Origin of the sequence: Photobacterium sanctipauli (genome assembly GCF_003026495.1) — a bacterium.
Taxonomy (GTDB): Bacteria; Pseudomonadota; Gammaproteobacteria; order Enterobacterales; family Vibrionaceae; genus Photobacterium; species Photobacterium sanctipauli.
Window position 1 is genome coordinate 54,387 of sequence record NZ_PYMA01000003.1, and the last position, 23,469, is coordinate 77,855.

Sequence of the window (23,469 nt, forward strand, 5' to 3'; positions counted from 1 at the left end):
CCACTTTCACATGGGCTCTAAATGTAAAAAAGCCGGGATACCCCGGCTTTTTAATCAAAAGGTAATTACAGTTGGGCGTATGGACCTTCCCAGCTATAAGCCTCTCCATTGAAGGTCACGCTATGCGCTTCGTCTTGCTTTCCAGCTGTTTGGTTTGATACAGCGAAAGTCAGGGCTTGGCCATCAATCAGGTGAAGGCGAACAACCGATGCCACAGCATCCATACCCAGCGCTTCAACAGAAGCCACTTTACCGCGAGCATCAACAGAGGCTTCAATTGATTCATTAAAGTAGCCATGCGTTTCTAGCACATTAGCGAACAGGTGCGATTTACCCTTCTGGCGCAGTACGAATGCTGGCTCAGAGCGTAGGTTGAAATCTGGATCGTTTGCACCAGTACGAGCAAAGATCACCTCACCGCCATTGGTCGCACTGCTAACCAAGCTGTAGTACGCGTTGCCGTGTAACCAACTCACCAGAGAGCCATTTTGGACCTTGCCTTGAGCCAGCTGCCACAAGTGCTGGTAACCGTTATCTGGCCCCATCGCTTTTAGGCTCGTGTTTGCATCATAGTCAAAGTCAGTGCGGATGATTTGGCCCTTGTGGTGGACAGGGAAGTCATACTCGTGCTCATCTTCGGTGATCAGGCGGTATAAATCGATAACCAATGGGTTTTCGATACCATCAACCTTCGCTACCAACACACTGCGCTGCATATCAACACCTTGGTAGTATTCACGCACGATGCCGCTCATACCTTGGAATTCAGCGTTATCTGTCTTGAAAAAGTGCAGCTCACCATAACGAGATTCTGCCAGTGCCGTATTGAACTCATTCTGAGTCTTGCGATCAACCACAACAGTATTGTGGGCGATAGTTTGCTTACAGTAGCTCTTGTTCTCAGGGATGTAACGACCACCGAACTTAGGCTCAATGTTCACCCAGCGACCAAAGCCGTAATCGTGAAGTGCTTCCTGACCCTTGTTGAACACGCTTAGGTGCAAACCGTCATAGTGGCCATGATCCAGTGCCGAGTGATACTGGTGATCACTACCGTGCTGACCAAACCATAGTAGCGCCATGGTGTCTTCGTTGTTGGTATCACGGTGGCGCAAGATAGTCAGGCCACCCTTGTCGCCATTAGGACCATCAGTCACAAACAAGCTACCCCAGTTAAATGCCGGGATTGATGCTTCTTTCGCAACGGCATCAGACAGCTTCTTGCCTGAAATGTGTACCCAAACATCTTGTTGATGGGCAGCCATTGCCAATAGATTGGCATCTTCATCGTAGCGGCCAAAACATGCGCTGGTGCCAATCAAAACACCCTCATCGTTGATGTCCATCGTTTTAGATGAGTCATTTAGCGCTGGCAACGTACCATCCGGGAAGGCTGTCGACATCACGGCATAAGTAGTGGTTTTAATCACGCTGTCTTTGTGCGCAAAGATTCCCACTTCTGGCTGGCGACGCTCGATAGCCTCTGCAAACAGATGAATTGGGCGCAACGAGAAACGGTGGTAATAAGGGCCTTCCATGTAGTAGCCGTCTGGCGAGAATAGCTGAGAAAGTTGGGCCAGGAAGCCACCGCTTACGCTATCGCCTTTAAGGCCGTAAAGTGCCTTATCCACCAACGCTTGATTTTGGATCGCGTAGCCACAAATACCCACGCCCGCTACAGCCCATAGGCCGTGGTTGTGAATAATATCGAAATCGTGGGCGTAGGTATCAACGAACATATCAGCCATGATCTGGAATAGATCGTTTTCGATCAGCTTACGCTCTTCGTCATTTAGCGTGTGGTGAATACAGCTGTACGCACAAGAAGCGTATAGCATCCACATGTTCTCATTCAGCGTTTGGTGGAAGATACGACCAGGGTGGTTGCTATCAAGGCTCACATTCAACTCAAGGCTTGGGTACACTTTCGCGTAAGCCACCAGCAAGTTACGAATGTAATCGCGGTATGCCTGGTTTTCTGTGATCAGGAATAAGCGGCCAGCTATATCCATGTGAATGTAGTTTTGCTTATGGCGGTTGTGCTCGTAACCGCCACCTTCACCGTGGCCCGGAACCTCAATGCCAACTTCAGCCATGTAAGCTTCTAGCTTCTCAATATCACGCGCCAGCGCTTTACCCATTAGGGTATCTTTGCCTAGGTCTTCGCGTAGAAGTGCAGCTTCTTCAAAGCTAATTAGTAGTGGCTTATATGTCATTATTTCGTCTCCTGCTTAACAGCAAGGCATCCTTTCCAGCTATATGTTGTGTCATTAATTTCAATTTGGTGTTCAGTGGTTTCTGTCACGTTCGGCTGGTTGCTAACCATCACTGTTAGACAAGCATTGTCGCCGGTAACTCGAACAACTGAACCAATTTCGTTGTGGCCTAGCACTTCAATACAGTGCAATTTACCGCGGGCATCCACTGAGGCTTCTACCGCCTCATTAAAGTAACCATGGGTTTCAAGTGCTGAGGCAAATAGCATGTCTTTGCCGGTCGTGCGCATAATGAAGCTGGTTTCGTGGCGTAGATTGAACTGAGGATCATTGGCCCCAGTCTGAGTGAAAATCACTTCGCTATCAGCCGCGGCACAAGCGCCATGCCAAGTGTAATAACTGTTACCTTGCACCCAACTCACCAATGCCGACCCTTTTACTTCGCCACGGGCTAAATTCCATAAATACTGATAACCAAAATTACCACCCAGCGGGTGTAGCTCGGTGTTGGTTTTGTAATCAAAGTTAGTACGGATGATCTGGCCTTGATACTGGTGTGAATAATCATACTGGTGAGCACCTTCACTGGTCAGGCGATACAGATCGATCAACACAGGGTTTTCCAGCAAATCCGTTTTCAGCATCATTACCGTGCGCTGCATACCGGTATCGGGGTAATGCTGGTTTGCGAATGCGCTCATGGCTTGCAACTCTGTACCTTCACCAATAAAGAAGTGCGGTGTGCCATGAACGATGTCAGCACGCTCTATATCAAAGTTGTTCTGGCATTGTTCATCAACCGTCACTGCGTTGTGGCTGATTGTCTGGCGTGCATATGACTTGTTCTCGTCAAGGTAGCGGCCGCCAAACTTCGGCTCAATATTTACCCAACGCGCAAAGCCATATTCACGCAGCACTTCCTGGCCGCGGTTAAAGAACGAGATCCCCAAAGTATCGAAATGGCCATGATCCATACCGTGTTGGCCATAGTTCATCGCCAACTGGTAAATATCTTTGTCTTTACCTTGCATACGCAAGAAGCCCTGCGCGCCACGATCGCCCTTCTCGCCTTCATTTAGCTCAACGCTGGGCCAGAATGGCGGTTCGACGTTGTCTTCTGCTTGGTGGGCTCGAGATAGTGCCAGGCCACATGCGTTCAGCCAAACTTGCTGCTGGATATCTGCCATACCTACCAGGTTTTTATCAAAACCATAGCGCTTGAAGTACATACTCACGGCAACAACAGCGCCCATGTCGGTAATACCCATGGTATGAGATGCATCGTTCAATGCAGGAAATTCGCCATTCGGGTACGCCGTTGCCAGCAGTGCTTGCGTGGTTTGCTTAATCACCTGCCCTTTGTAGTTATAGATATCCACTTCAGGCATGTGTCGATGGATCACTTCCGCAAATACAGCCAAAGGACGGATAGCGAAGCGATGATAATAAGGGCCTTCCATATAGTAGCCGGAAGGGGCAAACAACTGCGAAATTTGAGCCAGGAAACCACCGGTTTCGCCGTCACCGTTCAAGCCATATACGGACATTTCAAGGTACTTGCGCTCGCCAATAACGATACCGCAAATACCTACTGCAGCTACTGCCCAAATGCCGTGGTTATGAATACGGTCGAAATCATGACCATATTTAACAGTAAACATTTCGAGCATCGGCTTAAATAGATTATCAACGATATGAGCACGTTCTTGCTCTGATAGCCACGCACTAATGCAGGAATATCCTAAACTTGCATACATGAGCCACATATGCTCGTTCAAAATTTGGTGGAAGAGACGACCCGGAGGATTCGTGTTGCGCTGGATATGAAAACCAAACTTCAAGTATTTGTCTGCATACTCACTCAGTAATGCAGCAGTAAATTTCGCGTATTTTTCATCTTCAGTGATCAGGAACAAACGACCAGCCAAGTTAATGTATTGGTAGTTTTGCTTGTGCTTGTTGTGTTCGTAGCCACCAGCTTCACCGTGGCCAGGCACATCGATCGGCATTGCCATATAAGTATTCAATTCGGCTTTAAGCTTCTCGATAGTTTGCCCCATTAATGAATCAGTGCCGATTTCCTTTTTTAAATCAGCGACTTCCTCTTGGGTAAATAACACAGGCTGTGTTGTTGTGTTCATATTGACCTCAATTGAGAGATATTACTGCACTTAAGCGATAGACATAAAATAATACAAATAGGCAAATAATTCACGCTCGTTTTGATAAAAGTCGACCTGAATCACAAATCACCACCTGTGGTTGATTTACAGACAAAAACACACCAAACCCATTAAATACAACAATTTACACTCAACAAAGAAAATGCACCACTACCCAACGAAGAAAAATAAACATGATAGCCGTCACGAAAATAGCACCCTTGTATTACAATATAACTTTTCAAAACCTACACTAAGCGCAGTTCGATAAACTTAAGGCTGAAAAAAATGACCATAGATACTTTTGTAGTTCTAGCCTATTTCCTGTTTCTAATCGCTATCGGTTGGATGTTCCGTAAATTCACAACATCCACCAGTGATTATTTCCGGGGGGGCGGCAAGATGTTGTGGTGGATGGTAGGTGCCACAGCATTCATGACACAATTTTCAGCATGGACGTTTACTGGTGCAGCAGGGAAAGCATTCACAGACGGTTTCGCGATTGTAATCTTGTTTTTAGCGAACGCATTTGGTTACTTCTTAAACTATCTGTACTTCGCACCAAAATTCCGTCAGCTACGAGTAGTAACCGCTGTTGAAGCTATTCGTATGCGTTTCGGTAAAACTACTGAGCAATACTTCACTTGGGCAGGTATGCCAGATAGCTTGATCTCAGCCGGTGTATGGCTAAATGGTCTGGCAATCTTCGTTGCTGCCGTTTTCAACATCCCGATGGAAACAACCATTGTCTTCACTGGTGTCGTTCTGATGCTAATGGCGGTAACGGGTGGTTCATGGGCGGTTATTGCGTCTGACTTCATGCAGATGCTAGTTATCATGGCGGTAACCATTACTTGTGCGATTGCAGCTTACTTCCACGGTGGCGGCATCGGCAACATCGTTGACAACTTCCAAGGTGACTTCCTAGTTGGTAACAACCTCAACTACATCAGCATCTTCATTCTTTGGGTAGTGTTCATCTTCATCAAGCAGTTTGGTGTAATGAACAACAGCATCAATGCTTACCGTTACCTTGCTGCAAAAGACAGTGAGAACGCACGTAAAGCAGCTGGCCTTGCATGTATCCTGATGATCATCGGTCCAATCATTTGGTTCCTACCACCTTGGTACGTAAGTGCATTCATGCCTGATTTTGCTGCACAATACAGCGCAATGGGCGACAAAGCTGGCGACGCAGCTTACCTAGCATTCGTTCAAAACGTGATGCCTGCAGGTATGGTTGGTCTTCTAATGTCTGCCATGTTCGCGGCGACCATGTCTTCAATGGATTCAGGTCTGAACCGTAACGCGGGTATCTTTGTATGTAACTTCTACCAGCCGATTCTTCGTAAGAACGCGACTCAGAAAGAGCTTGTACTGGTAAGTAAGGCAACCACCATCATGATGGGCTTCATCATCATCTCGATTGGTCTGTTCATCAACTCACTACGCCACCTAAGCCTGTTCGATATCGTATTGAACATCGGTGCCCTAATCGGCTTCCCAATGCTTATTCCTGTCCTGCTAGGTATGTGGATTCGCAAGACACCCGATTGGGCTGGTTGGACGACACTAATTGTGGGTGGTATCGTTTCTTACATCTTCGGTATCGCACTTAAGCCATACCACATCGAAGCACTATTTGGTCTAGAGCAAGAACTCACTCGTCGTGAGTGGAGTGACCTTGTTGTTGGCCTAAGCCTAGCGGCACACGTAGTGTTCACCGGTGGTTGGTTCATCCTAACAACCCTATTCTACAAAGGCCTGACTCCTGAGCGTGAGAAGGAAGTTGACCAGCTATTCGAAAACTGGAATACCCCACTTGTTGCGGAAGGTGACGAGCAGCAGCAGCTAGATACTAAGCAGCGTTCAATGCTAGGTAAACTAATCAGCACTGCAGGTTTCGGTATCTTAGCAATGGCACTGATTCCAAATGACCCGTCAGGTCGAGCACTGTTTATTTTGTGTGGATCTATCGTGCTAACAGTAGGCATCTTGCTAGTGAATGCTTCAAGAAAAAAGCCTGAAACGGCTGCCGAGGTAAGCACCCTTTAAAGCCGATAACAATAAGAACAAGAGGTTGACCCTCTGTACCCTAATTTAAATTGTAATATTTTAACACATAAGTTTTTTTGGAGAATCACACAATGTTTTTCGAAATCAATAACACCCCATGGGAAGACCTAGGCGACGGTATCAAGCGTAAAATCGTTGGTCACACTGAAGACCTAATGGCTGTTCACCTAGTATTCGACAAGGGCGCTATTGGCCACCCACACGCTCACGATATCCACGACCAAATTGGTTACGTGGTTGAAGGTAGTTTCGAAGCTGAAATCGACGGCGAAAAGCGTGTGCTTAAGAAAGGTGATGCTTACATCGCCAAGAAGCTAGCCGTGCACGGTGCCGTTGCACTTGAGCAAGACAGCATCCTACTGGACGTTTTCTCACCTGTTCGTGAAGACTTCCTGAAGTAATCCTTCTTGTTTACCCTTGATGGGAAGGCAGTTCCCCAACGCCCTTCCCATCTCCTTTCCCGGAGTGACTATGGCCACATTCAACATTGCCATTATTGGTGAGTGCATGATTGAGCTGCAAGAAAAAGACGCGCAGCTTAACCGTACTTTCGGTGGTGACACGCTTAACACGGCGGTTTACCTATCTCGTCTAACCAAAGACAAAGATATCAATACCACCTATATCACAGCGCTTGGCACAGACAACTTCAGTGATGAAATGATGACAGCATGGAATGCTGAAGGTATTGATACCAGCAAGATCCTTCGCCTTGAAAACAAGCATCCAGGTCTGTACTACATCGAAACAGATGAAACTGGGGAGCGTAGCTTCCACTACTGGCGTAACGATGCGGCTGCTAAATACCTACTTGAACAGCCGGAGAGCGAAGCCCTACTTGCTGGCCTGATGGACTTCGATGCGATTTACCTCAGTGGTATCAGCCTCGCCATTCTAACCGAAGCCAGCCGCGAGCAGCTTTTCTCTTTCCTAGAAGCATTCAGCGCGAAAGGCGGTAAAGTTTTGTTTGATAACAACTACCGTCCAAAGCTATGGGAAAAGAAAGAAGATGCGCAAGCCGCTTACCTTCGCATTCTTTCTATGACTGATATCGCCCTGCTGACATTTGACGATGAGCAGCTACTTTACGGTGACGAAACCGTTGAAGATTGCATCGCACGTACCCAGGCAGCTGGTGTCGAAGAGATTGCAATCAAGCGCGGTAAAGAGGCTTGTCTTGTTGTAGAGCAAGACGAACATACATTTGTACCTGCACTGGTGGCGAAAGCCGTTGTTGATACAACAGCTGCAGGCGACTCGTTCAGCGGTGGCTACCTAGCGAAGCGCTTTACCGGTGGTTCTGCTATCCAAGCAGCTCATGCTGGTCACCAAGTTGCATCAACGGTTATCCAGTACCGCGGGGCCGTTATCCCTGCCGACGTAATACCAAATATCTTTGCCTAACCGACCACATTTTCACTTGTAGGAAACTATCATGAGTAACCTAAACGATAAACTAGCGGCACTGAAAGTTATTCCAGTGATTGCGATTAAAGATGCTGAGGATGCTATTCCACTAGGTAAAGCACTAGTAGACAACGGCATGCCTTGCGCAGAAATTACTTTCCGTACTGAAGCGGCAGCACAAGCTATCCGCAATATGCGCAACGAATTCCCAGAAATGCTGATTGGTGCTGGTACGGTACTCACTAAAGAGCAAGTTGACGAAGCAATCGATGCTGGCGTCGACTTCATTGTTAGCCCTGGCTTCAACCCAACAACAGTGAAGTACTGCCAAGAAAAAGGCATGCCAATTGTTCCAGGTGTTAACAACCCAAGCCTCGTTGAGCAAGCAATGGAGATGGGCCTACGTACCCTTAAGTTCTTCCCTGCTGAACCTTCTGGCGGTACATCAATGCTTAAAGCACTGACTGCAGTTTACCCTGTTAAGTTCATGCCAACTGGCGGTGTGAGCCTTAGCAACATTGATGATTACCTATCAATTCCTTCTGTATTGGCTTGTGGTGGTACCTGGATGGTTCCAGCCAGCCTAATTGACAACAAGCAGTGGGATGAGCTTGGCGCATTGGTTAAAGATGCAGTAGCTAAAGTTCAGTAATTTGTTGTTTATTGAAATCCTGATGTAAGTCGATCATTTTATTTTTGCGTTTCAAAGACAGCCTATCCTGTTTGTCTTTTATTTATCCTCTTTTGTCCCAGCTTCGTGCTGGGACTTTTTTTATCTGCATTTCCCAAACCTCTAAGACACCGGCTGAGTTGGCCGCAAAATAATAATCGGCATCGGCTCAGGCATTGCCTCCATCGTTCGGATAAACCCTATATGCTGCTTTCGTATATTTTCCTGCTCACTAGCCGACGACTGCGAGATAGGCTGATAGCTAGAAGCACAGCCAAGGCATGTAAGAGTCAGTATTAACAATAAGAAATAACGAAACATAAGCCGCACTCTTAAGCGAACCAATTTTAAGAAGGTATCTTAATTGTAATGCAGCCTATCGTGTTTGAGACGGTTTCTCCTGGGTTACTGTGATTGGACAATATGAATCAGCCACTCACCGTCATTTCATAGTGAACAGCATCATAAATTTGGTGAAGTTGGGGAGTTTCTGTGCCAAACATTTTCTTCATCATAACCAAAAAAAGTTCGCCAGTGGCCACGGCGTCGATTAATGCACCGTGGCATGGGTACTCGGGAAGCCCATAGCGCTCACGGATAGAAGAAAGGCGGTAGTCCCCATCTCTTTTGTTGTGCATATTCACGGCCATCGACTTTTCGATTTGTAAGGTATCCAGCCAGAGGGTCGGCGGAAAACTGATACCAAATTTATCCTGCATGTATTGGTCGATAAAGCCCCTTTCAACCGATAAGCCATGAACGACGACCACTTTGCCCTTCATACGCTCGAACAGGGCACTCATTGCTTCATCCAGGCTTTGCCCTTGTTTGAGCATTTCCGGGGTGATCTGGTTGATAACAGCCGTTAAGGCATTAATACCACTGCTGTCTTTGATATAGGTTTCATGGCTGGTGTTAAGGTCTAGTGTGCCACCCTTTAACTCTACATAACCAATACTCAGGATATTGTCGGTTTCTGGTGACAACCCTGTTGTTTCGAAATCTAGCAACAAGAACTCAAGTTCAGCAAAGTTTTTGCTCTTCTCAGGCCATGAAACCGCAGAGATAGCATTAATTTCTGTTGGAAGGGCTTCTATACCTGCACCCTCTTTACCTTGCACTTGCTCAAGCCACTTCAAGCGCGCCTTTTCAAGGCGGTTTATAGACTTAAAACGTGAAAACAACTGTTTCATCAATAATACCCTACCCTGAATACCTTATTGGTTGCTGTAATTTAGCTTCACCGCTTCTTGCAGCTCAGACACGATCCTGAATGCATCTTTCAGGTGTTTACGCTCAAAGCTTCCGAACATATCCGGCGAGATATTATTGTTGGGTGTTTCCCCTTTCTTAAGGGCATCAAGTTGATGGGCATAGCGAACACGGGTGATAAACCGATAGGCCCCAATCACGTTCTTCAAGCTATCTTCACTTAATACGCCTTGCTCGTGGGCGTAGCGGAATCGCTCTTCGGTTCCGGTTGCCGAGCCGCCTGTCGATAGGCTATAAATTCGCGCCAAATCCACAATCAAGTTCAAGGCAAACTTCTTGATATTCAGTGTGTTGGTATGCTCACCATTCTTTTCTAGTACAAAGTTATTAAAAATACCCAGAGGCGGGTGGATAGTCGTTGCCTCTTTGGTCAAGATCGGCAAGAAGGAGCGGTTATCCATCAACAATTGGTGCAAATGCGCTTGTAGCTGTTCCGAAAGCTCATGGGCACCATAAATTGAGCGCACTTCCAGGAAGACGCTGATATTCAGCAAACGCTCATATTCAGGGTTGGCAGTCCATTTACGGTAATATTCTTTCCAAACTGACAATGGCTGACACCATTTTGGCACCGAGGCCATGTACTTACCCGAGCATAAGCTATAGCCACACGCATCTAGCCATTTGCATACATCCATCGCCATTAACTGGAAGTACATACGTTCATCGTCATTCACCTCATCCGATAAGATAATGGCATTATCTTGATCAGACAGAAGGTGTATTTCGTTACGCGCATGGGAGCCTGCCACCACCCAAGCATATTCACACGGCGGCTCACCCATTTTCGCCTCGACCAACTGAATGATACGGCGGTTGTAGGCATCCATGATCATCGACATGACCTGACCAATGATCTGCGATCCCACATTGCCTTCCACCAGCGCTTCAAAGATAGCCTGCCTTTCAGCAGTCAGCGCCGGGAGTGCTTCCAATGAATTGGTGTATTTAATTTTTTCAATCAAGAAGATAGCTTGTACACGGTGCTCTTGTACTAGGTGAGTGGTTGTTAGCAAGCCAACAACTTGCTCGTTTTTCACCACCGGTAGGCTGCGAACATTGTGCTGCATCATCATGGATGCGGCTTTCATTACCAAGTCATCAGGGTCTATCAGCAACGGATTGCGAGTCATCACATCACGGATAGGCTGCTCAGTACTCAGTCCCAAGGCAATCACGCGCTTGGCAAGGTCACGGTCGGTGATCACCCCAGCAATTTTATCGTCTTCGGTCACCACCGCCATGGATGAGCGCTCTTCAATCGTCATGGTATAAGCGGTCTGCTGAATAGTCATATCTGCAGGCACAACCGCAACCCGGCCACTTGCCACTTCCGACACCTTCTTGAAAAAGAGCCCCTTCTCATCGTCAGACCACACCACACTCAGCGCTGACTGGATCCTCACCTGTGCCTGCGCGGCAAAGTGCTGGGCATATTCCGGAAATGATTCAAGAATCACTTTTAGCTTGCTATGCGGCACAAGGTACAGCAGGGTATTTTCCATTGCCGTGGCAATATACGCCATTTCATCTTGGCTATTGGTGCCCTCTTCGGTTTTAAGGAAACTAAAACCAAAAATATCCTCTTCACCCAATTTCGCTCGAAGTACCCCATTGCTCTTACGCTGTTCCATCGAACCGGTACGAATAATATAGAGGTATGATTCTTCCTGCTCGGTACTGAAATGTATGCGCTCACCCTGTGCCATATAGGTGATTTTGATGGATGCTGCAATTTGACGCTGGCACTCGGAAGGCAGCTTATCAAACGGGTCAACATGAGCGATAAATTCAACAATATTAGGCAGTAAGGTCTGAGGCATGGGTGGTACTTCCGTATAGCAGCTAGTCGGAACAGCAAGAAAATGGCTGCCCTCACAATTGAGCTATCTTAACACAATTTGCTTTCAACTCGCCGACACATCGGAATACTTATAGCGAATTTCGAATAAAAATAGCCGCACAGCTACCAACAAAAAACGCCACCTGTCGGCAGCGCTTTACTTAGCTCGCAGTTTGTTTTGGATCAGTCTGTTGCCTGCTCCAAATTCGCACTCTCAACTTGCTGCTGCAATACATGCTGCCCCTGCAATACAGGAAACACTTTGCTGATATCCGGCTGGGCAAACTTCAATTCACCAATTACAGACTCAAAGCTCGCTTGAACCTGCTTGATAGCAACATCTCTTCCACCTAACGAAGCTGTCTCAGTCTCTGGGTCAAATAAAACCACAGCAGGCAAATCCGCTGACTTAATGGTGAGTGCGTATTTCGCCTTATCAGAAGCGGTCAAGACAAGCTCAATATACCCGACGGTCGAAGCGGCCTCTGCGTGGTTGAAATCCAACTCATAGCGCTGCTCACCGTTGTCCATTCGCTGGAAACTCACATTCAATGAGTGGCAAGCACCAAATCGTAGTTCGGCATCGAAATGTAACCAAGCCGATGGCAAGCAAGGTGACAGGGTCACTTTGCCCGCCAGTAATTCAGGTTTAAACCCGATATAGTCTTGGTAGCCATTACGGGTAAATTCTGACACTGACCAAGCCTGGGCATAGGTTCCGGTGGTAGTACGTTCGCCAGTTTCACTTAAAAACGCATCCAAGTTTTCACTCATGGCACCACGGTGACCAATATTGAGGATTTGATCAGATAAGTTCTGCGTTAACTGGTAAGCAAAATCGGCATAGCCATATTCCACCAAACTGGATACAGTAAAGCCCGCATTCCAACCCCAAATCGTCCCATTATGATAAGCCGCATCTTTGTGATACTCGTTACGGTTCGCATGATATGGGTGGAAGATTGGATCATGTTGCGACAGCGAGGTGATCCCCCACGGGAATAGCAGCTCCGACACGGCATTTTTTACCACATTTGCGCCAACTTGCTTTTCAAGCAAACTATTGTCGAATGGTACTGTCACTGTCATCAACTGGTTAGAGCGTACTTGTAGATCGCGCTGATCGTCTTGGTATAGACGATCCGCTAGCAATGAACTTTGCTGATCCCAGAACAGCAATTGGAAGTTCTGGCTTACCCGGTCAGCCAATCGCTGGTAACGCACAGCATTTTCATGATCACCTGTGAGTTTCGCCAACTCCACCGCCACCTTCAAGCTGGTGTACCAAAGCGCCTGAATATCGTTTGCACGTGTACCGCGGGCAGACCAAGGTAACTTACCCTCGAGTTTGGCATCCATCCAAGTATCTGGATCACGGTGGGTCATTAAGCCGTATTCATCCAAGTAGTGCTTTTCGATACCGGCAATGTAGGTTTGAACCACTGGATAAACCGACTTGGCATAGGCCTTATCACCGCTATAGCGTAAATAATCCCAGATTTCACGTACCATCCAAGGCGTGCCATCGGTGGTGTTGTAGATAATATTGGTAAGGCTGGTAACTCGGTTGGGGATTCGCCCGAAGTTGATACTGTCTTTATCCTCCAACTGCATAGCGGCAAAGTTATCAATGATACTCTTCGCGTCCGAGAAATCACCATTAACCAAGGTGATGCCCGGAACCGCAATGAACGAATCCCGTCCCCAGCAATCTTTGAACCAAGGTAAGCCAGCCCAGATCCCCTTACCAAACTCGTTAGAAACAAATACCTTGCCCGCTGCTTTCGCCCACATCAACGCACGGTTATATTCCAAATCCGACGTCCAGACATAGGAGTGAGTCAGCATGTCATAAACCTGCTGAAGATGAGCCGTCACGCCATCCTGCTCTACCAAGAAATTAGCATGGGCAATGGCCTCTTCTTCCGTTTCAGCGAAAGTGAGGTACACCGTCATCTCATTTACCGCCTCTGTAGCGGTGATGAGCGGTTTAGTATGGTGGCCGCTTAAGTGGACATGCTCTTTTAAAACAGGTGTATCAACAAAAGTGGTTTCTCTGAACTGGTGTGATTTGTCCGCACATACTGCAATATATGAAGGCGTTCCCTTTTGCCTTAGTTGCGGTGCAATGCGATAGACGACACCATGCTCAAAACTCACCACCGTCGAGTTATCCATTGCGATATTAAGCTGCGGAGCCACCGAGAGTTGAGCTGGCTCTAATGACGATACTCTAATCGCAGCACTGCGCTGGCCAGCGGCTTGACCTGAAAACAACATGAAGGTTTCTTGCGCGCCATTGCCAAAATGGTGAGTCACCCCATACGGCAAGATATCTGCCGATTCTGCCATTGTTTTGTCGTTAATCTTGCCGTTAGCAAAACTCGCGCATGTGCCAAGATACCAACCTTGCTTATGTCGGTATTTACCTGCTGCAACATATCCATGAGTAACCCCATCGAAATAGCCATCAAGGTTATCACCGAAGACATAAGGCGCTGACTGCTCAACACGGATCGCTAATTTCTCAAACAAAGCCGCGGGTGCTAATACCTTGCCACCTTTTGCTACTAACTGGGCTTGGCCAGCCTCGACCGTATGCTCAGACTCAAACAATGCTCGGCTTGGTTCGCTATCTTGGTTCTCGCCACCAGACGCAATAGTCATCGTTTGACTGTCACCCTTTACCGTCATGCTAACCGTGTATAGGCCGGTATCTGGGGCGCTAAAAGTGAGGTCGTTACCAATCCCCTTGGCAGGGATCAGCGCCTGAGGTTTGTCTAGCTGGCAATCAACCGCTTTAAATTTATCCGCGGCGAAGCAGAAGGCTTCACTGCCCTGTTGATCGGAGATCTTAAAACTATGCACATCAGCAGATAAGCAAATGACAGCTTCATAACAGCCATTGCCGACATAAGCCATAGGGGTGTCATCCCCCCACCCGTTAAATGTCCCTTTAACGTACATCTGCTCACTAAAAGGCGCGTTATCTATTGTGCTCACTTACATTACTTCCAAAACATTAGCCATATCGGCTGGTAGTAAATACAAAAAAGCGCAGTGCCTATTGTTCCCTTATAGGAAAAAAGACACTGCGCATTTATTAGGATGAAACCAAGCTCATTCGATCAGCTTATTTCAAGATCTGCTCAGCAGCGGTATCCAGTGCCTCTTTTGGCGTTTGGCGGCCAAGCAATGCATTTTCGATCGCCGCACCTTCAGCAAACCAGTATGGCGTCATTTCCGGAATGTTCGGCATGATCTCGCCATTTTCGGCATTGATCATAGAAGCGGCAATGCGGCTATCCTTTTCAAGTACCTGTTGGAATGACTTCAACGTCACCGCACCCAGTGGCTTGTCGTCATTCATTTTTGCCAGGCCATCGTCTGTGATCAGGTAGTTCTCAAGAAACTCAACAGAAAGATCCACGTTAGGGCTTGCCGCGTTAATACCGGCGCTCAATACACCAACAAATGGGTTCGATTTGCCACCATCCAGTGTTGGGAAGACAGCAACACCATAGTTCAAGTTCGATTTCTCAAGGTTCGCCCACGACCAAGGACCATTGATGGTCATGGCAACATTACCCTTATTGAATTCTGCTTCAGACACGGCGTAATCAAAATCGGCAGAAACAACACCTTCCTTCGCAAGATCAACCAAGAAGCTCAAGCCAGCAACGCCTGCCTCGTTATTGATTCCCACTTGTGTGCCATCAAAACCGCCTTCTGTTTTCTTGAAGGCATAACCACCATTGGCTGAAATCATTGGCCATGTGAAGTAGGCGTTCTTGATATCCCACATGATGGCTTTTTTACCTTTAGCCGCCATCTCTTTTTCTATTGCGTACAGCTCTTCCCATGTTTTAGGCGGCTCAGGCAGTAGATCTTTGTTGTAAATCAGCGACGGTGATTCTAAAGCGATTGGGTAGCCGATTAATTTGCCATCGTAGGTCACGGCATCCCAACTAAAATCAACCAACTTCTCTTTAAACTCTTGGGAAGGTTTGATCTCAGTTAGCAGGCCTGATTTCGCATAACCGCCGAAGCGGTCGTGAGCCCAGAAGATGATGTCTGGACCGCCGCCTGTTGGCGCAACCTGCTGGAACTTCGCTTCAAGTGAGTCAGGGTACTGAACATTGACCTTTACACCGGTATCTTCTTCAAACTGGCGACCAACTTCTGCTAGGCCTTCGTAGCCTTTATCACCGTTGATCCAAATTAGAATTTCACCTTCCTGCATTGCAGAGGCAGCCATAGGAAATGCTAACGCAGCTGCTAAAGAGCACAGAGCAAAGGATTTGATTGCACGTTTCATAAAATGTCCCAAATTTTTTTATTAGTTATTTAACGTCAGCATTCTCCTACTACTCCCTCAAGATGAGCATCCTCCTCCTGCCTACGCCCCCCTACTCCTTGCTCCAACAATGTGAAACTGAACACATTTTGTAAGTGTTAGAAGCAATAATCATGATGCTCAATAGGTGAAAATTTGAGTTACGGTGCAAGTGTCGAGAATATTGATACTGGTTTTGGTACCTTCTCTGCACTCGGCTAAAGCCTTCGCCATCGCGAAAAATACCGTGTCACCAGAAATTCCCGATCCGGTTGTCAACCACACCGCTTCTGGCAGCTTTTTCCTGGGAGTTGAGTCTGCTTATATGCAACCAGTCAAAACTGCCCAAGCAGAGCCCACCAATGACTATGCGCCGGCTTTAGACCAAACCCAAGGCTATTATCTAAATTCAATTGAACAGGCGGTTGCAGACGGTGAGATCAATAAAGCGATGCAACTACTAGAAGAAGCAGAGCGACTAGGTATTAAAGATGCACGTAATACGTTCGTCAGTGCGGTAGAAAATAAATAAGGACGAGCGTTATACCCTCATTACTCGCCCCACATACATGCATCAGCCCCAGAACCAAACAAGGCTGCCAATAGCAAATTGGCAGCCTATCAGAACTACGATAGTAAGCATTCTGCCAAAAATATGACTACACCCACAGAATTAAGCATCAGTAATTGGAAACAAAAAATCCCCACCTATCATTCAGCAGGAAAGAATAAAACTAATTATCAACAATATATGGATATATTCACGATTAAAGGACTAATATGTATAAATTTCTTTTACGCTTGCTCATAGCTACTTGTTTTATAGCTAGTAATCCTACCTTTGCAAAATTTGAGAATGTCAATGATAAGTTTGAGCAATCGTTACAGCATTGCCTTATAAATGAAGACTTCAAAGAAGAGTCACTCGGTTGCTTTAACGCCTTACTAATTGATAGCTTCAGCTTTTTTAATGGTGAAGCTGCTACAAACTTATCAAACCAACTAACGGATATATTAAAATCTTGGGTTGCGGATAAAGATTTTTATGCTATCCATCCGCTTTTAACTGAAAAAAGAGGCAGCATTGTTGAAAGAAGAGCATATTTTATTGAAGATGACTCCGGTGGATTAGTTTTATTACATGTAACTTTCATTAAGCGACTTAGCGAATGGTCACTTAACTCTGTCTACTTAACAACTAAAAAGGCTGAAATGGAGCAGCTTTTAGGGTTTTACTTCTAAGACAATTAAAGGCGCCTTATCCAAATCAGATAAGGCGCAAATACTACTAGTCGGTTAACCCTAATTTCTTCGCTAGCGGCTCAATCGCCCAGCCCTGTACCATGACAGAAATGAGGACAATAAAGAACACCATGTGCATCATTTCTTGTGCGCCAGTTACCCCAGCAGAGGCCGGAATAAGGGCAAAAACAATCGGTGTGGCCCCTTTTAAGCCAATGGCTGAAATGAATGCCTTCTTCTTAAGCGAGACCCCGCGGAACGGTAAATAGCTCAAGAATACCGCTAATGGCCGTGCTAAGAAGATCAAAGCCAGCGCAGGCAGTATTGCCGAGAAAGCATCACCGAATAGCTCTTTCGGGAAGAACTGCAAGCCAAGAATAATAAACATCAGCGCCTGTGCCAGCCATGACAAACTGTTGAAGAAGTGCTTACTCACTTCCCGGCCTCGCTTGAGCTCATTACCAATCAATACGCCCGCCACGTATGAAGCGATGAGGATGTTCCCGCCCAGCATCTGGCTGCCGTACGCTGCAATAAAGAAACAAGCCAGAATGAACACTGGGATCAAGCCGTACTCTTCCAGCTTAATTTTGTTAAGTAGCTTAACGCAGCAAAACCCAATTAAGTAACCGATGCCTATCCCCACCACGATTTGCAGAACCAGTTCAACAGCGATAGTCGAGCCACTGATTATATCGCCGGTGCTCACTAGCATTTCGGTCAAAATCGCCACCAGCAACAAAGCCACTGGGTCATTGGTTGCCGATTCGAACTCAAGGATGGTATCGGTACTTTCTTTGAGCTTTAATTTTTTAGATTCAAGAATCGAAAACACCGCTGCCGCATCAGTAGAGGACACCACCGCCGCAAACAATAGACAGGTCAGGATATTAAAATTAGTGATGTAATAGAGAATGCCACCAAAGATAAAAGTGGTCAGCAATACGCCCAGGGTTGATAAAACGCCACCCTCTTTATAAGCCACTTTGATACTGGCTTTAGACGTATTTAAGCCACCAACAAACACAATCACATTCAAGGCCAATGAGCCGATGAATGACGTTAACGCGAGGTCATCGTAAACAAAATTAAACTCACCATTACCAAATAGCAGCCCAACCCCCATAAAGATAAGCAATGAAGGTAGACCCAATGTTTTGGATGGTTTGTGCAGCAGGATACCAACCGCAATCAACGCTGCCATGCCAAGCATGATTAATTCTGTACTCAATAGACTTCTCCTAACACCACGAGGTTTAAACACCATTAAATTGTATCACGCACAGTGTTAGTTAAAGGCAAACCATTCCTTACAACTATTCATTTATTGCTGTTTAGATGTTACGAAAAGTTAATATTTCCCGAACAACACTACATACAACAAGGCCATCTATCATTTCAGTGCTTTAATAGCCTTAGAAACAACAAATGGCCTTACTTTTTATATGCTAAGTAAAGTTAGTCTACTAGCGAACGAAAGCTAGCTCAGCGCAAAAATAAAACTATCCAGCGCGTTTATTTTAAGGGTGAGTTGCCCTTCTCCCCCTTCTACCTTCAACTGGATCTCTTTTTGTTTGTAGAGCTGCTCGGTAAGCGTATAACTGCCATCAGCCAGCTGCCAGGCATCAATTAGAGAGGCCGGTAATCGCAAAGTGACTTCCCCTTTCGCCTTGTCTGCAAAGTTGGCAATAACCAATAGCTTTTGCTCTGCATCATAACGGCTGAATGCAAACATTTGCCCATCGTAGCCATTACCTGTATTGCCACCTGTACTGCGGCTTGCACCTTGCTCTCGGTTATAGCTATGAAGCTGAACATATTCACCCATCAATGCCGAGCTCTCCAACGAGAAGGTCAGCAAGCGCTGGTAGAATTCACGCAATTCACGCTCTTGTTGAGTCAGCTGGCCGCCATCGAACTCGCCGTTGTTCATCCAACGCTGGTGGCTAGGTACACCAAAGTAATCAAAGATGGTAGTACGAGACGCCAAACCAAAGCCCGCATCTTCAGCCCCAGCCTCACCCACTTCCTGGCCAAAGTAAACCATGGTCGGTGATGTACTTAGTGCGGCCGATACCAACATTGCCGGTTTGCCTTTGTTTGCATCACCCGCAAACTCAGGGCTGGCCACCCGCTGTTCGTCATGGTTATCAAGGAAGTGCAGCATGTGGTGTTCGATATCCATCAACTGATCTTGTACTTCGACAATGGCATCGGTAGAGCCCGTACCTTGCATAACCAGCTTCAAGGTGTCGTAGAGATCGACTTTGTCGTAAAGGTAGTCCATCTTGCCTAGGTGAATATAATCACGATACAAATCAGGTTGATACACTTCTGCCATCAAGAAGGCATCAGGATTAACCTGCTTAATTGAAGCGTTCATGAAGCTCCAAAACTCAACCGGCACCATTTCCGCCATATCGTAGCGGAAGCCGTCTACCCCCAGCGCTAGCCAGTACAACGCGATATCACGGAACTTCACCCAAGAATCAGGCACCGAACGCTGCTGCCAAAACTCGAAATGCGCAGCATGATATTTGTGTTCAAAACCGGCAGGAAGCTCATCAAAGTCTTTCGTGCCATCCGGTCGAACACCGTAGTTCACTTTCACGGTCTCATACCAGTCATCAAACTCTGGCTGAGCCAAGCGTGAACCATTACCGGTCCATTTAGCCGGGCTTTCTTTAAATGATTCAACCATCGTTGGATGTTGCTCGCCACCCAAGGGCTGATAGCCGCCTTTGGGTTCTGGCACCTTAAAGTCTTGGCCCGGAATATAGTAGAAGTTGTTATCTCGGTGGTACGCCACACTGGTGTCATCAGAGGCACCAAAATCTTCAACCCCTTCAGGGTTGGTTAGCCCTTGATACCGACGCGCAACATGGTTCGGTACAATATCGATGATCACTTTCAAACCGTTGCGGTGGCTACGATCAACCAAGGCTTTGAACTCTTCGAGACGGTTCGCAGGATCAACCGCAAGATCTGGATTCACGTTATAGTAGTCTTTAACAGCATAAGGTGATCCTGCCCGACCTTTCACCACGCTTGGATGATCGTCTTCTATACCAAACTCGCTATAATCACGAACCAATGCATGATGAGGCACACCGGTGTACCAAATATGGGATACCCCTAGCTGCTTGATCTCAGACAATGCCTTATCGGTAAAATCATTAAATTTACCCACCCCATTCTCTTCTAGGGTGCCCCAAGGTTTATTGGTGGTATTGGTATTGCCAAACAGGCGGGTGAATACTTGGTAAACCACCTGCTTTCGGTTTTTAGAAATTGGTTGAATTACATCAGTCATGAAAATTAACACTCAAGGCAAATAGTAAATCGGGTCACCAACCTAAGCATATTATCATTCGGTAAAACGGGATGAATCGTGTACTTGGTTGGGAAAATAAGAGAACGGGCAGACGACCGTCTGCCCGACAAGCCCAATATCCAAAGGTGTGGATTCGAAGCACCTTCTTCTGGTGGGCATGATTTAGTGGATATAACTTAAACCATAACTCCCGGCATTATGCTCACGCCTTGGCTTACTTCTTAATAAGCTCAAGAAACGTTGCTTCTGCACTGGTAGAGCCGGCACGCTTGGCTTCTTCCATCAAGGAAAGTGCTTTTTGCATGTCGTTCTTCTCTACCGCCGCTTTAATCTGGCTGTTATAGAACGCTTCGCTTTCTGGCAGCATGGCTGGCGCCGATGCCGCAACCGCCTTCTCTACTTTCACAGTTTGAGGTTGTTGTTTCACAGGCGCTTCAGTAGCTGGCACAGGCGCTGGTACCTGAGTTGCACGGTAAGAACGAAGAGCTAGCGGCTTGAGGGTTAGTTCAAGCGAGCCAAACTTTTGGTGTTGGTAGACAGGATCTGTCACCATCGGGCGTGCCAAGCCTAGCTCTTCTGCACGAAGGCGCTCGGGATGAGGCACTTGAATCTCACCTTCACGATATTCCTGTGGTGAGTACACCACCATGTATGGCGTAGATTTACGTTCCATCACGAAACGGTTATGGTAGCTCGACAAGCGGAACATATCCGATAGCTTCAATTCAAAGTCATTCAATTCGATGCTTTCTACGACTTGAAAGTTTTCATCGAGCAACAAGACTTTCGGCGCAAAAACACCCGCTACTCTTAGCCAGCTATTCAAATCTACACGCATACGATCGACATTTTCTGGCAATACAAAGCCAGCGAAGTAGCTTTTGCCCTCTGCAAAATCACCAATTTGTGAATATTGGTCAATCGCAAAATCGATATCATCACCTTGCATTGGGATCCATTCAAATTCGCTGAATAAAGCGCAGCAAGCTGGTTGAGAAATAGTCACGTCTTTAACGTTTTCTGTCGTTGGGGAAGTCGCACAGCCCATTAGTGTCGCGGCCAATAGTGCGGCTAGTGTCGTTTTTATAATTTTCATAGTTCTCTCCGATACCCTAATGTTGTGTGGGTATATCTATTTGCTCTTGCTAATTTACTTAAAAAAGCAAAGAGATATACCGGAAAAAGGCAGCCCGAAGGCTGCCTTGACAGAAATGTGATTTAGAACCAGATTTCAGAGTGGATGCCGAACACAAACTGGCTCTTCTCGCCGTTGATTGCAGCATCTTCGTTTTCAGCGCCGAACCAAGTTACGTATGGCTTGATTTGCGGACGACCGAAGTAGTCAGCGTTAACTGTGAATACTGTTGCGGCTTCTAGGCTGTAGAAAGAGTTTTTCTGCTCAGAACGTCCCCAACTAGTCGCAACTTCGCCTGTATCTTCAATGGCGTAAGAACCAGTGAACTCAAGACGTAGGTTGTCATTTACTTTGTAAGTTGGACGAGCAGCAAAGATCAGACGCTCAACTTCATCTTCGCGCGCACCATCAGCACCTGTTACCCAGTTAATGTTCTCTGGTGCCCAGTATGTAATTTCAGTACCTAGCTGCCAGTTTTCACCGATGTTTGCTACACCGTATGAAGTAATGAATAGTGATTTAGAATCTTCGCTGAATGCACCGCCGCCACTCCAGCTACCGAAGTTAACGCCACGGTTAGTTGCTAGGCCTGTACCGTAACCAACAGCAGTTTGAGACCAGCCATCGAAGCCGTAGAAGTCACGGTTATAGGTAATCGAACCACCGATACCGCGGTCTGCATCATCAGAACCAACCTCTGGGTTAGTACGTGAGGCACGCATTAGTTTTAGGTCGAAGTCGAATGAACCACCTAGTGCCTGAACACCGTAGTAGTAGAAATCTAGAGAGGTTGCTGTCTGACGCTCATCAAGCTTGTCAACTTTACCCGCATCAGGGTCAACAGAAACGATTGCCACACCCGTCTTGTGACCAGATTCTAGGTTAGTTTCAAAACCCGCACCCACACCAGAAGACTGTTTCCAGAATTCACCTGTTAGGATACCCGCAGAACGGTTAAGGAAGCGCTGACCAGCCCAGATTTCAGAGTTAGCAGGTAGATAAGGTAGGTTACCTAGAGCAACGTACGCTTCTTTAATTTCGAACATCGCATCGGTATCTGTTTTCTGAGAACCTTCAGATGAGTATGCGTGGGTGTTACCGTTACCGTATTCAGAACGAATCACGAAGTCACTGTAAACACCGTTTTGGAATTCAGTGTGCTTCTTGATAACGAACTCAACTTGGTTGGTGCTTTCACTGGTTGCAGTGTTAGCGTAGCGGTAATCTTCTTTACCCATATCGCCATCGAAAGTAGCGAAGTTTTCATCGTAGCGCAGGTTCATCGAACCGTAACCATGGATTTCCCAACCATCAGTAATGATGTCCGTGGCAGATTCAGCAGCAACGTTGTATGAAGTTAGCGCGGTAAGTAATGCCGCTGCTACAGGTACTAACTTGTGTTTCATAGGAATGTCCCTTCTTATTTTTTATCGTGACTGCTATCTAGCAATCTTTTCGAGGCTCATATTCAGCGTTGATACAGATTTAGACATCCTCCTGATTAGGGGGGGATGAGGGAGGATGAGAGGGGCGTAGTAAAAGAGGATGAGAAGGGTTTCGTGATACGCTTCACAAAGGTTAGGCGTAATACTGAAAGAAAACTACATCAAGAGCCGTAAAAGTAAGAAGTGAGTCAAATTAATTACATAATCTTGAAGCACACTAGTACGAAAATAATTTCTAATTTTTTTGCAAAAAAAATCAGCTCTTGACTGATTTTTTTTTATCGTTTTAATAACCGTATAGACGTCGTAAATTCGCAAAGAGATATACAAA

16 protein-coding genes are annotated in these 23,469 nt (G+C 46.5%); 6 read left to right on the forward strand and 10 right to left on the reverse strand.

Annotated elements, in window-relative coordinates; translation table 11 throughout:
* Window positions 1–65: 65 nt before the first annotated feature.
* Together C9I98_RS06525 and C9I98_RS06530 are read right to left on the reverse strand one after the other, a co-directional pair.
* Window positions 66–2,216, reverse strand: coding sequence for a heparinase II/III domain-containing protein (locus C9I98_RS06525; protein WP_107271750.1), 2,151 nt, complete (start codon window positions 2,214–2,216; stop codon window positions 66–68).
* Window positions 2,216–4,357 carry a heparinase II/III domain-containing protein gene (locus tag C9I98_RS06530; protein WP_036831808.1) on the reverse strand — a complete coding sequence of 714 codons (2,142 nt, stop codon included), beginning with the start codon at window positions 4,355–4,357 and terminating at the stop codon, window positions 2,216–2,218. Before C9I98_RS06530 ends, C9I98_RS06525 begins: the two co-directional genes overlap by 1 nt.
* A 309-nt stretch (window positions 4,358–4,666) precedes the next feature.
* Between C9I98_RS06530 and C9I98_RS06535 the strand changes: the two genes are divergently transcribed.
* From C9I98_RS06535 to C9I98_RS06550, 4 genes are all read left to right on the forward strand, one after another.
* Window positions 4,667–6,433, forward strand: a complete 1,767-nt coding sequence (locus C9I98_RS06535; RefSeq protein ID WP_036831811.1) for a sodium:solute symporter family protein — start codon at window positions 4,667–4,669, stop codon at window positions 6,431–6,433.
* Between the two features lie 92 nt (window positions 6,434–6,525).
* On the forward strand, window positions 6,526–6,855 hold the full coding sequence (locus C9I98_RS06540; protein WP_036831814.1) for a cupin domain-containing protein: 330 nt from the start codon (window positions 6,526–6,528) through the stop codon (window positions 6,853–6,855).
* A gap of 70 nt (window positions 6,856–6,925) precedes the next feature.
* The gene (gene kdgK, locus C9I98_RS06545) at window positions 6,926–7,858 is read left to right on the forward strand and encodes a 2-dehydro-3-deoxygluconokinase (RefSeq protein WP_036831816.1); all 933 of its coding nucleotides are present in this window, start codon (window positions 6,926–6,928) and stop codon (window positions 7,856–7,858) included.
* Window positions 7,859–7,889: 31 nt separating this feature from the next.
* Window positions 7,890–8,513 (forward strand): bifunctional 4-hydroxy-2-oxoglutarate aldolase/2-dehydro-3-deoxy-phosphogluconate aldolase, encoded by a 624-nt coding sequence (locus C9I98_RS06550; RefSeq protein ID WP_036831819.1) that lies wholly within the window; start codon window positions 7,890–7,892, stop codon window positions 8,511–8,513.
* 446 nt (window positions 8,514–8,959) lie between these two features.
* On the opposite strand, the gene C9I98_RS06555 is transcribed toward C9I98_RS06550, so the two are convergent.
* The 4 genes from C9I98_RS06555 to malE form a co-directional block, all read right to left on the reverse strand.
* Window positions 8,960–9,724, reverse strand: a complete 765-nt coding sequence (locus C9I98_RS06555; protein WP_036831821.1) for a 3'-5' exonuclease — start codon at window positions 9,722–9,724, stop codon at window positions 8,960–8,962.
* Between the two features lie 24 nt (window positions 9,725–9,748).
* The gene (locus C9I98_RS06560) at window positions 9,749–11,626 is read right to left on the reverse strand and encodes a DUF294 nucleotidyltransferase-like domain-containing protein (protein ID WP_107271751.1); all 1,878 of its coding nucleotides are present in this window, start codon (window positions 11,624–11,626) and stop codon (window positions 9,749–9,751) included.
* A gap of 203 nt (window positions 11,627–11,829) precedes the next feature.
* Window positions 11,830–14,649 carry an amylo-alpha-1,6-glucosidase gene (locus C9I98_RS06565; RefSeq protein WP_107271752.1) on the reverse strand — a complete coding sequence of 940 codons (2,820 nt, stop codon included), beginning with the start codon at window positions 14,647–14,649 and terminating at the stop codon, window positions 11,830–11,832.
* 130 nt (window positions 14,650–14,779) lie between these two features.
* Complete coding sequence (gene malE, locus C9I98_RS06570; RefSeq protein WP_036823171.1) at window positions 14,780–15,964, reverse strand: maltose/maltodextrin ABC transporter substrate-binding protein MalE; 1,185 nt, start codon at window positions 15,962–15,964, stop codon at window positions 14,780–14,782.
* A 214-nt stretch (window positions 15,965–16,178) separates the two neighbouring features.
* Between malE and C9I98_RS06575 the strand changes: the two genes are divergently transcribed.
* Window positions 16,179–16,514 carry a MalM family protein gene (locus C9I98_RS06575; RefSeq protein WP_158262666.1) on the forward strand — a complete coding sequence of 112 codons (336 nt, stop codon included), beginning with the start codon at window positions 16,179–16,181 and terminating at the stop codon, window positions 16,512–16,514.
* A gap of 248 nt (window positions 16,515–16,762) precedes the next feature.
* Complete coding sequence (locus tag C9I98_RS06580; protein ID WP_107271754.1) at window positions 16,763–17,224, forward strand: hypothetical protein; 462 nt, start codon at window positions 16,763–16,765, stop codon at window positions 17,222–17,224.
* A gap of 46 nt (window positions 17,225–17,270) precedes the next feature.
* Here the strand turns inward: C9I98_RS06580 and C9I98_RS06585 are convergent, their stop codons facing one another.
* From C9I98_RS06585 to C9I98_RS06600, 4 genes are all read right to left on the reverse strand, one after another.
* Complete coding sequence (locus C9I98_RS06585; RefSeq protein ID WP_036824796.1) at window positions 17,271–18,455, reverse strand: potassium/proton antiporter; 1,185 nt, start codon at window positions 18,453–18,455, stop codon at window positions 17,271–17,273.
* A gap of 249 nt (window positions 18,456–18,704) precedes the next feature.
* Window positions 18,705–20,537, reverse strand: coding sequence for an alpha-amylase family protein (locus C9I98_RS06590; protein WP_107271755.1), 1,833 nt, complete (start codon window positions 20,535–20,537; stop codon window positions 18,705–18,707).
* A gap of 235 nt (window positions 20,538–20,772) precedes the next feature.
* Window positions 20,773–21,654: a MalM family protein gene (locus C9I98_RS06595; protein ID WP_107271756.1), complete on the reverse strand. Its 882-nt coding sequence runs from the start codon at window positions 21,652–21,654 to the stop codon at window positions 20,773–20,775.
* A gap of 122 nt (window positions 21,655–21,776) precedes the next feature.
* Window positions 21,777–23,099 (reverse strand): carbohydrate porin, encoded by a 1,323-nt coding sequence (locus tag C9I98_RS06600; RefSeq protein ID WP_036820098.1) that lies wholly within the window; start codon window positions 23,097–23,099, stop codon window positions 21,777–21,779.
* Between the last annotated feature and the right edge of the window lie 370 nt (window positions 23,100–23,469).

What these genes read in the sequence shown, in the direction of transcription:
- C9I98_RS06525 (WP_107271750.1), bottom strand. Translation starts at nt 2,216, where the DNA reads ATGACATATAAGCCACTACTAATTAGCTTTGAAGAAGCTGCACTTCTA.
- C9I98_RS06530 (WP_036831808.1), bottom strand. Translation starts at nt 4,357, where the DNA reads ATGAACACAACAACACAGCCTGTGTTATTTACCCAAGAGGAAGTCGCT.
- C9I98_RS06535 (WP_036831811.1), top strand. Translation starts at nt 4,667, where the DNA reads ATGACCATAGATACTTTTGTAGTTCTAGCCTATTTCCTGTTTCTAATC.
- C9I98_RS06540 (WP_036831814.1), top strand. Translation starts at nt 6,526, where the DNA reads ATGTTTTTCGAAATCAATAACACCCCATGGGAAGACCTAGGCGACGGT.
- kdgK (WP_036831816.1), top strand. Translation starts at nt 6,926, where the DNA reads ATGGCCACATTCAACATTGCCATTATTGGTGAGTGCATGATTGAGCTG.
- C9I98_RS06550 (WP_036831819.1), top strand. Translation starts at nt 7,890, where the DNA reads ATGAGTAACCTAAACGATAAACTAGCGGCACTGAAAGTTATTCCAGTG.
- C9I98_RS06555 (WP_036831821.1), bottom strand. Translation starts at nt 9,724, where the DNA reads ATGAAACAGTTGTTTTCACGTTTTAAGTCTATAAACCGCCTTGAAAAG.
- C9I98_RS06560 (WP_107271751.1), bottom strand. Translation starts at nt 11,626, where the DNA reads ATGCCTCAGACCTTACTGCCTAATATTGTTGAATTTATCGCTCATGTT.
- malE (WP_036823171.1), bottom strand. Translation starts at nt 15,964, where the DNA reads ATGAAACGTGCAATCAAATCCTTTGCTCTGTGCTCTTTAGCAGCTGCG.
- C9I98_RS06580 (WP_107271754.1), top strand. Translation starts at nt 16,763, where the DNA reads ATGTATAAATTTCTTTTACGCTTGCTCATAGCTACTTGTTTTATAGCT.
- C9I98_RS06590 (WP_107271755.1), bottom strand. Translation starts at nt 20,537, where the DNA reads ATGACTGATGTAATTCAACCAATTTCTAAAAACCGAAAGCAGGTGGTT.
- C9I98_RS06595 (WP_107271756.1), bottom strand. Translation starts at nt 21,654, where the DNA reads ATGAAAATTATAAAAACGACACTAGCCGCACTATTGGCCGCGACACTA.
- C9I98_RS06600 (WP_036820098.1), bottom strand. Translation starts at nt 23,099, where the DNA reads ATGAAACACAAGTTAGTACCTGTAGCAGCGGCATTACTTACCGCGCTA.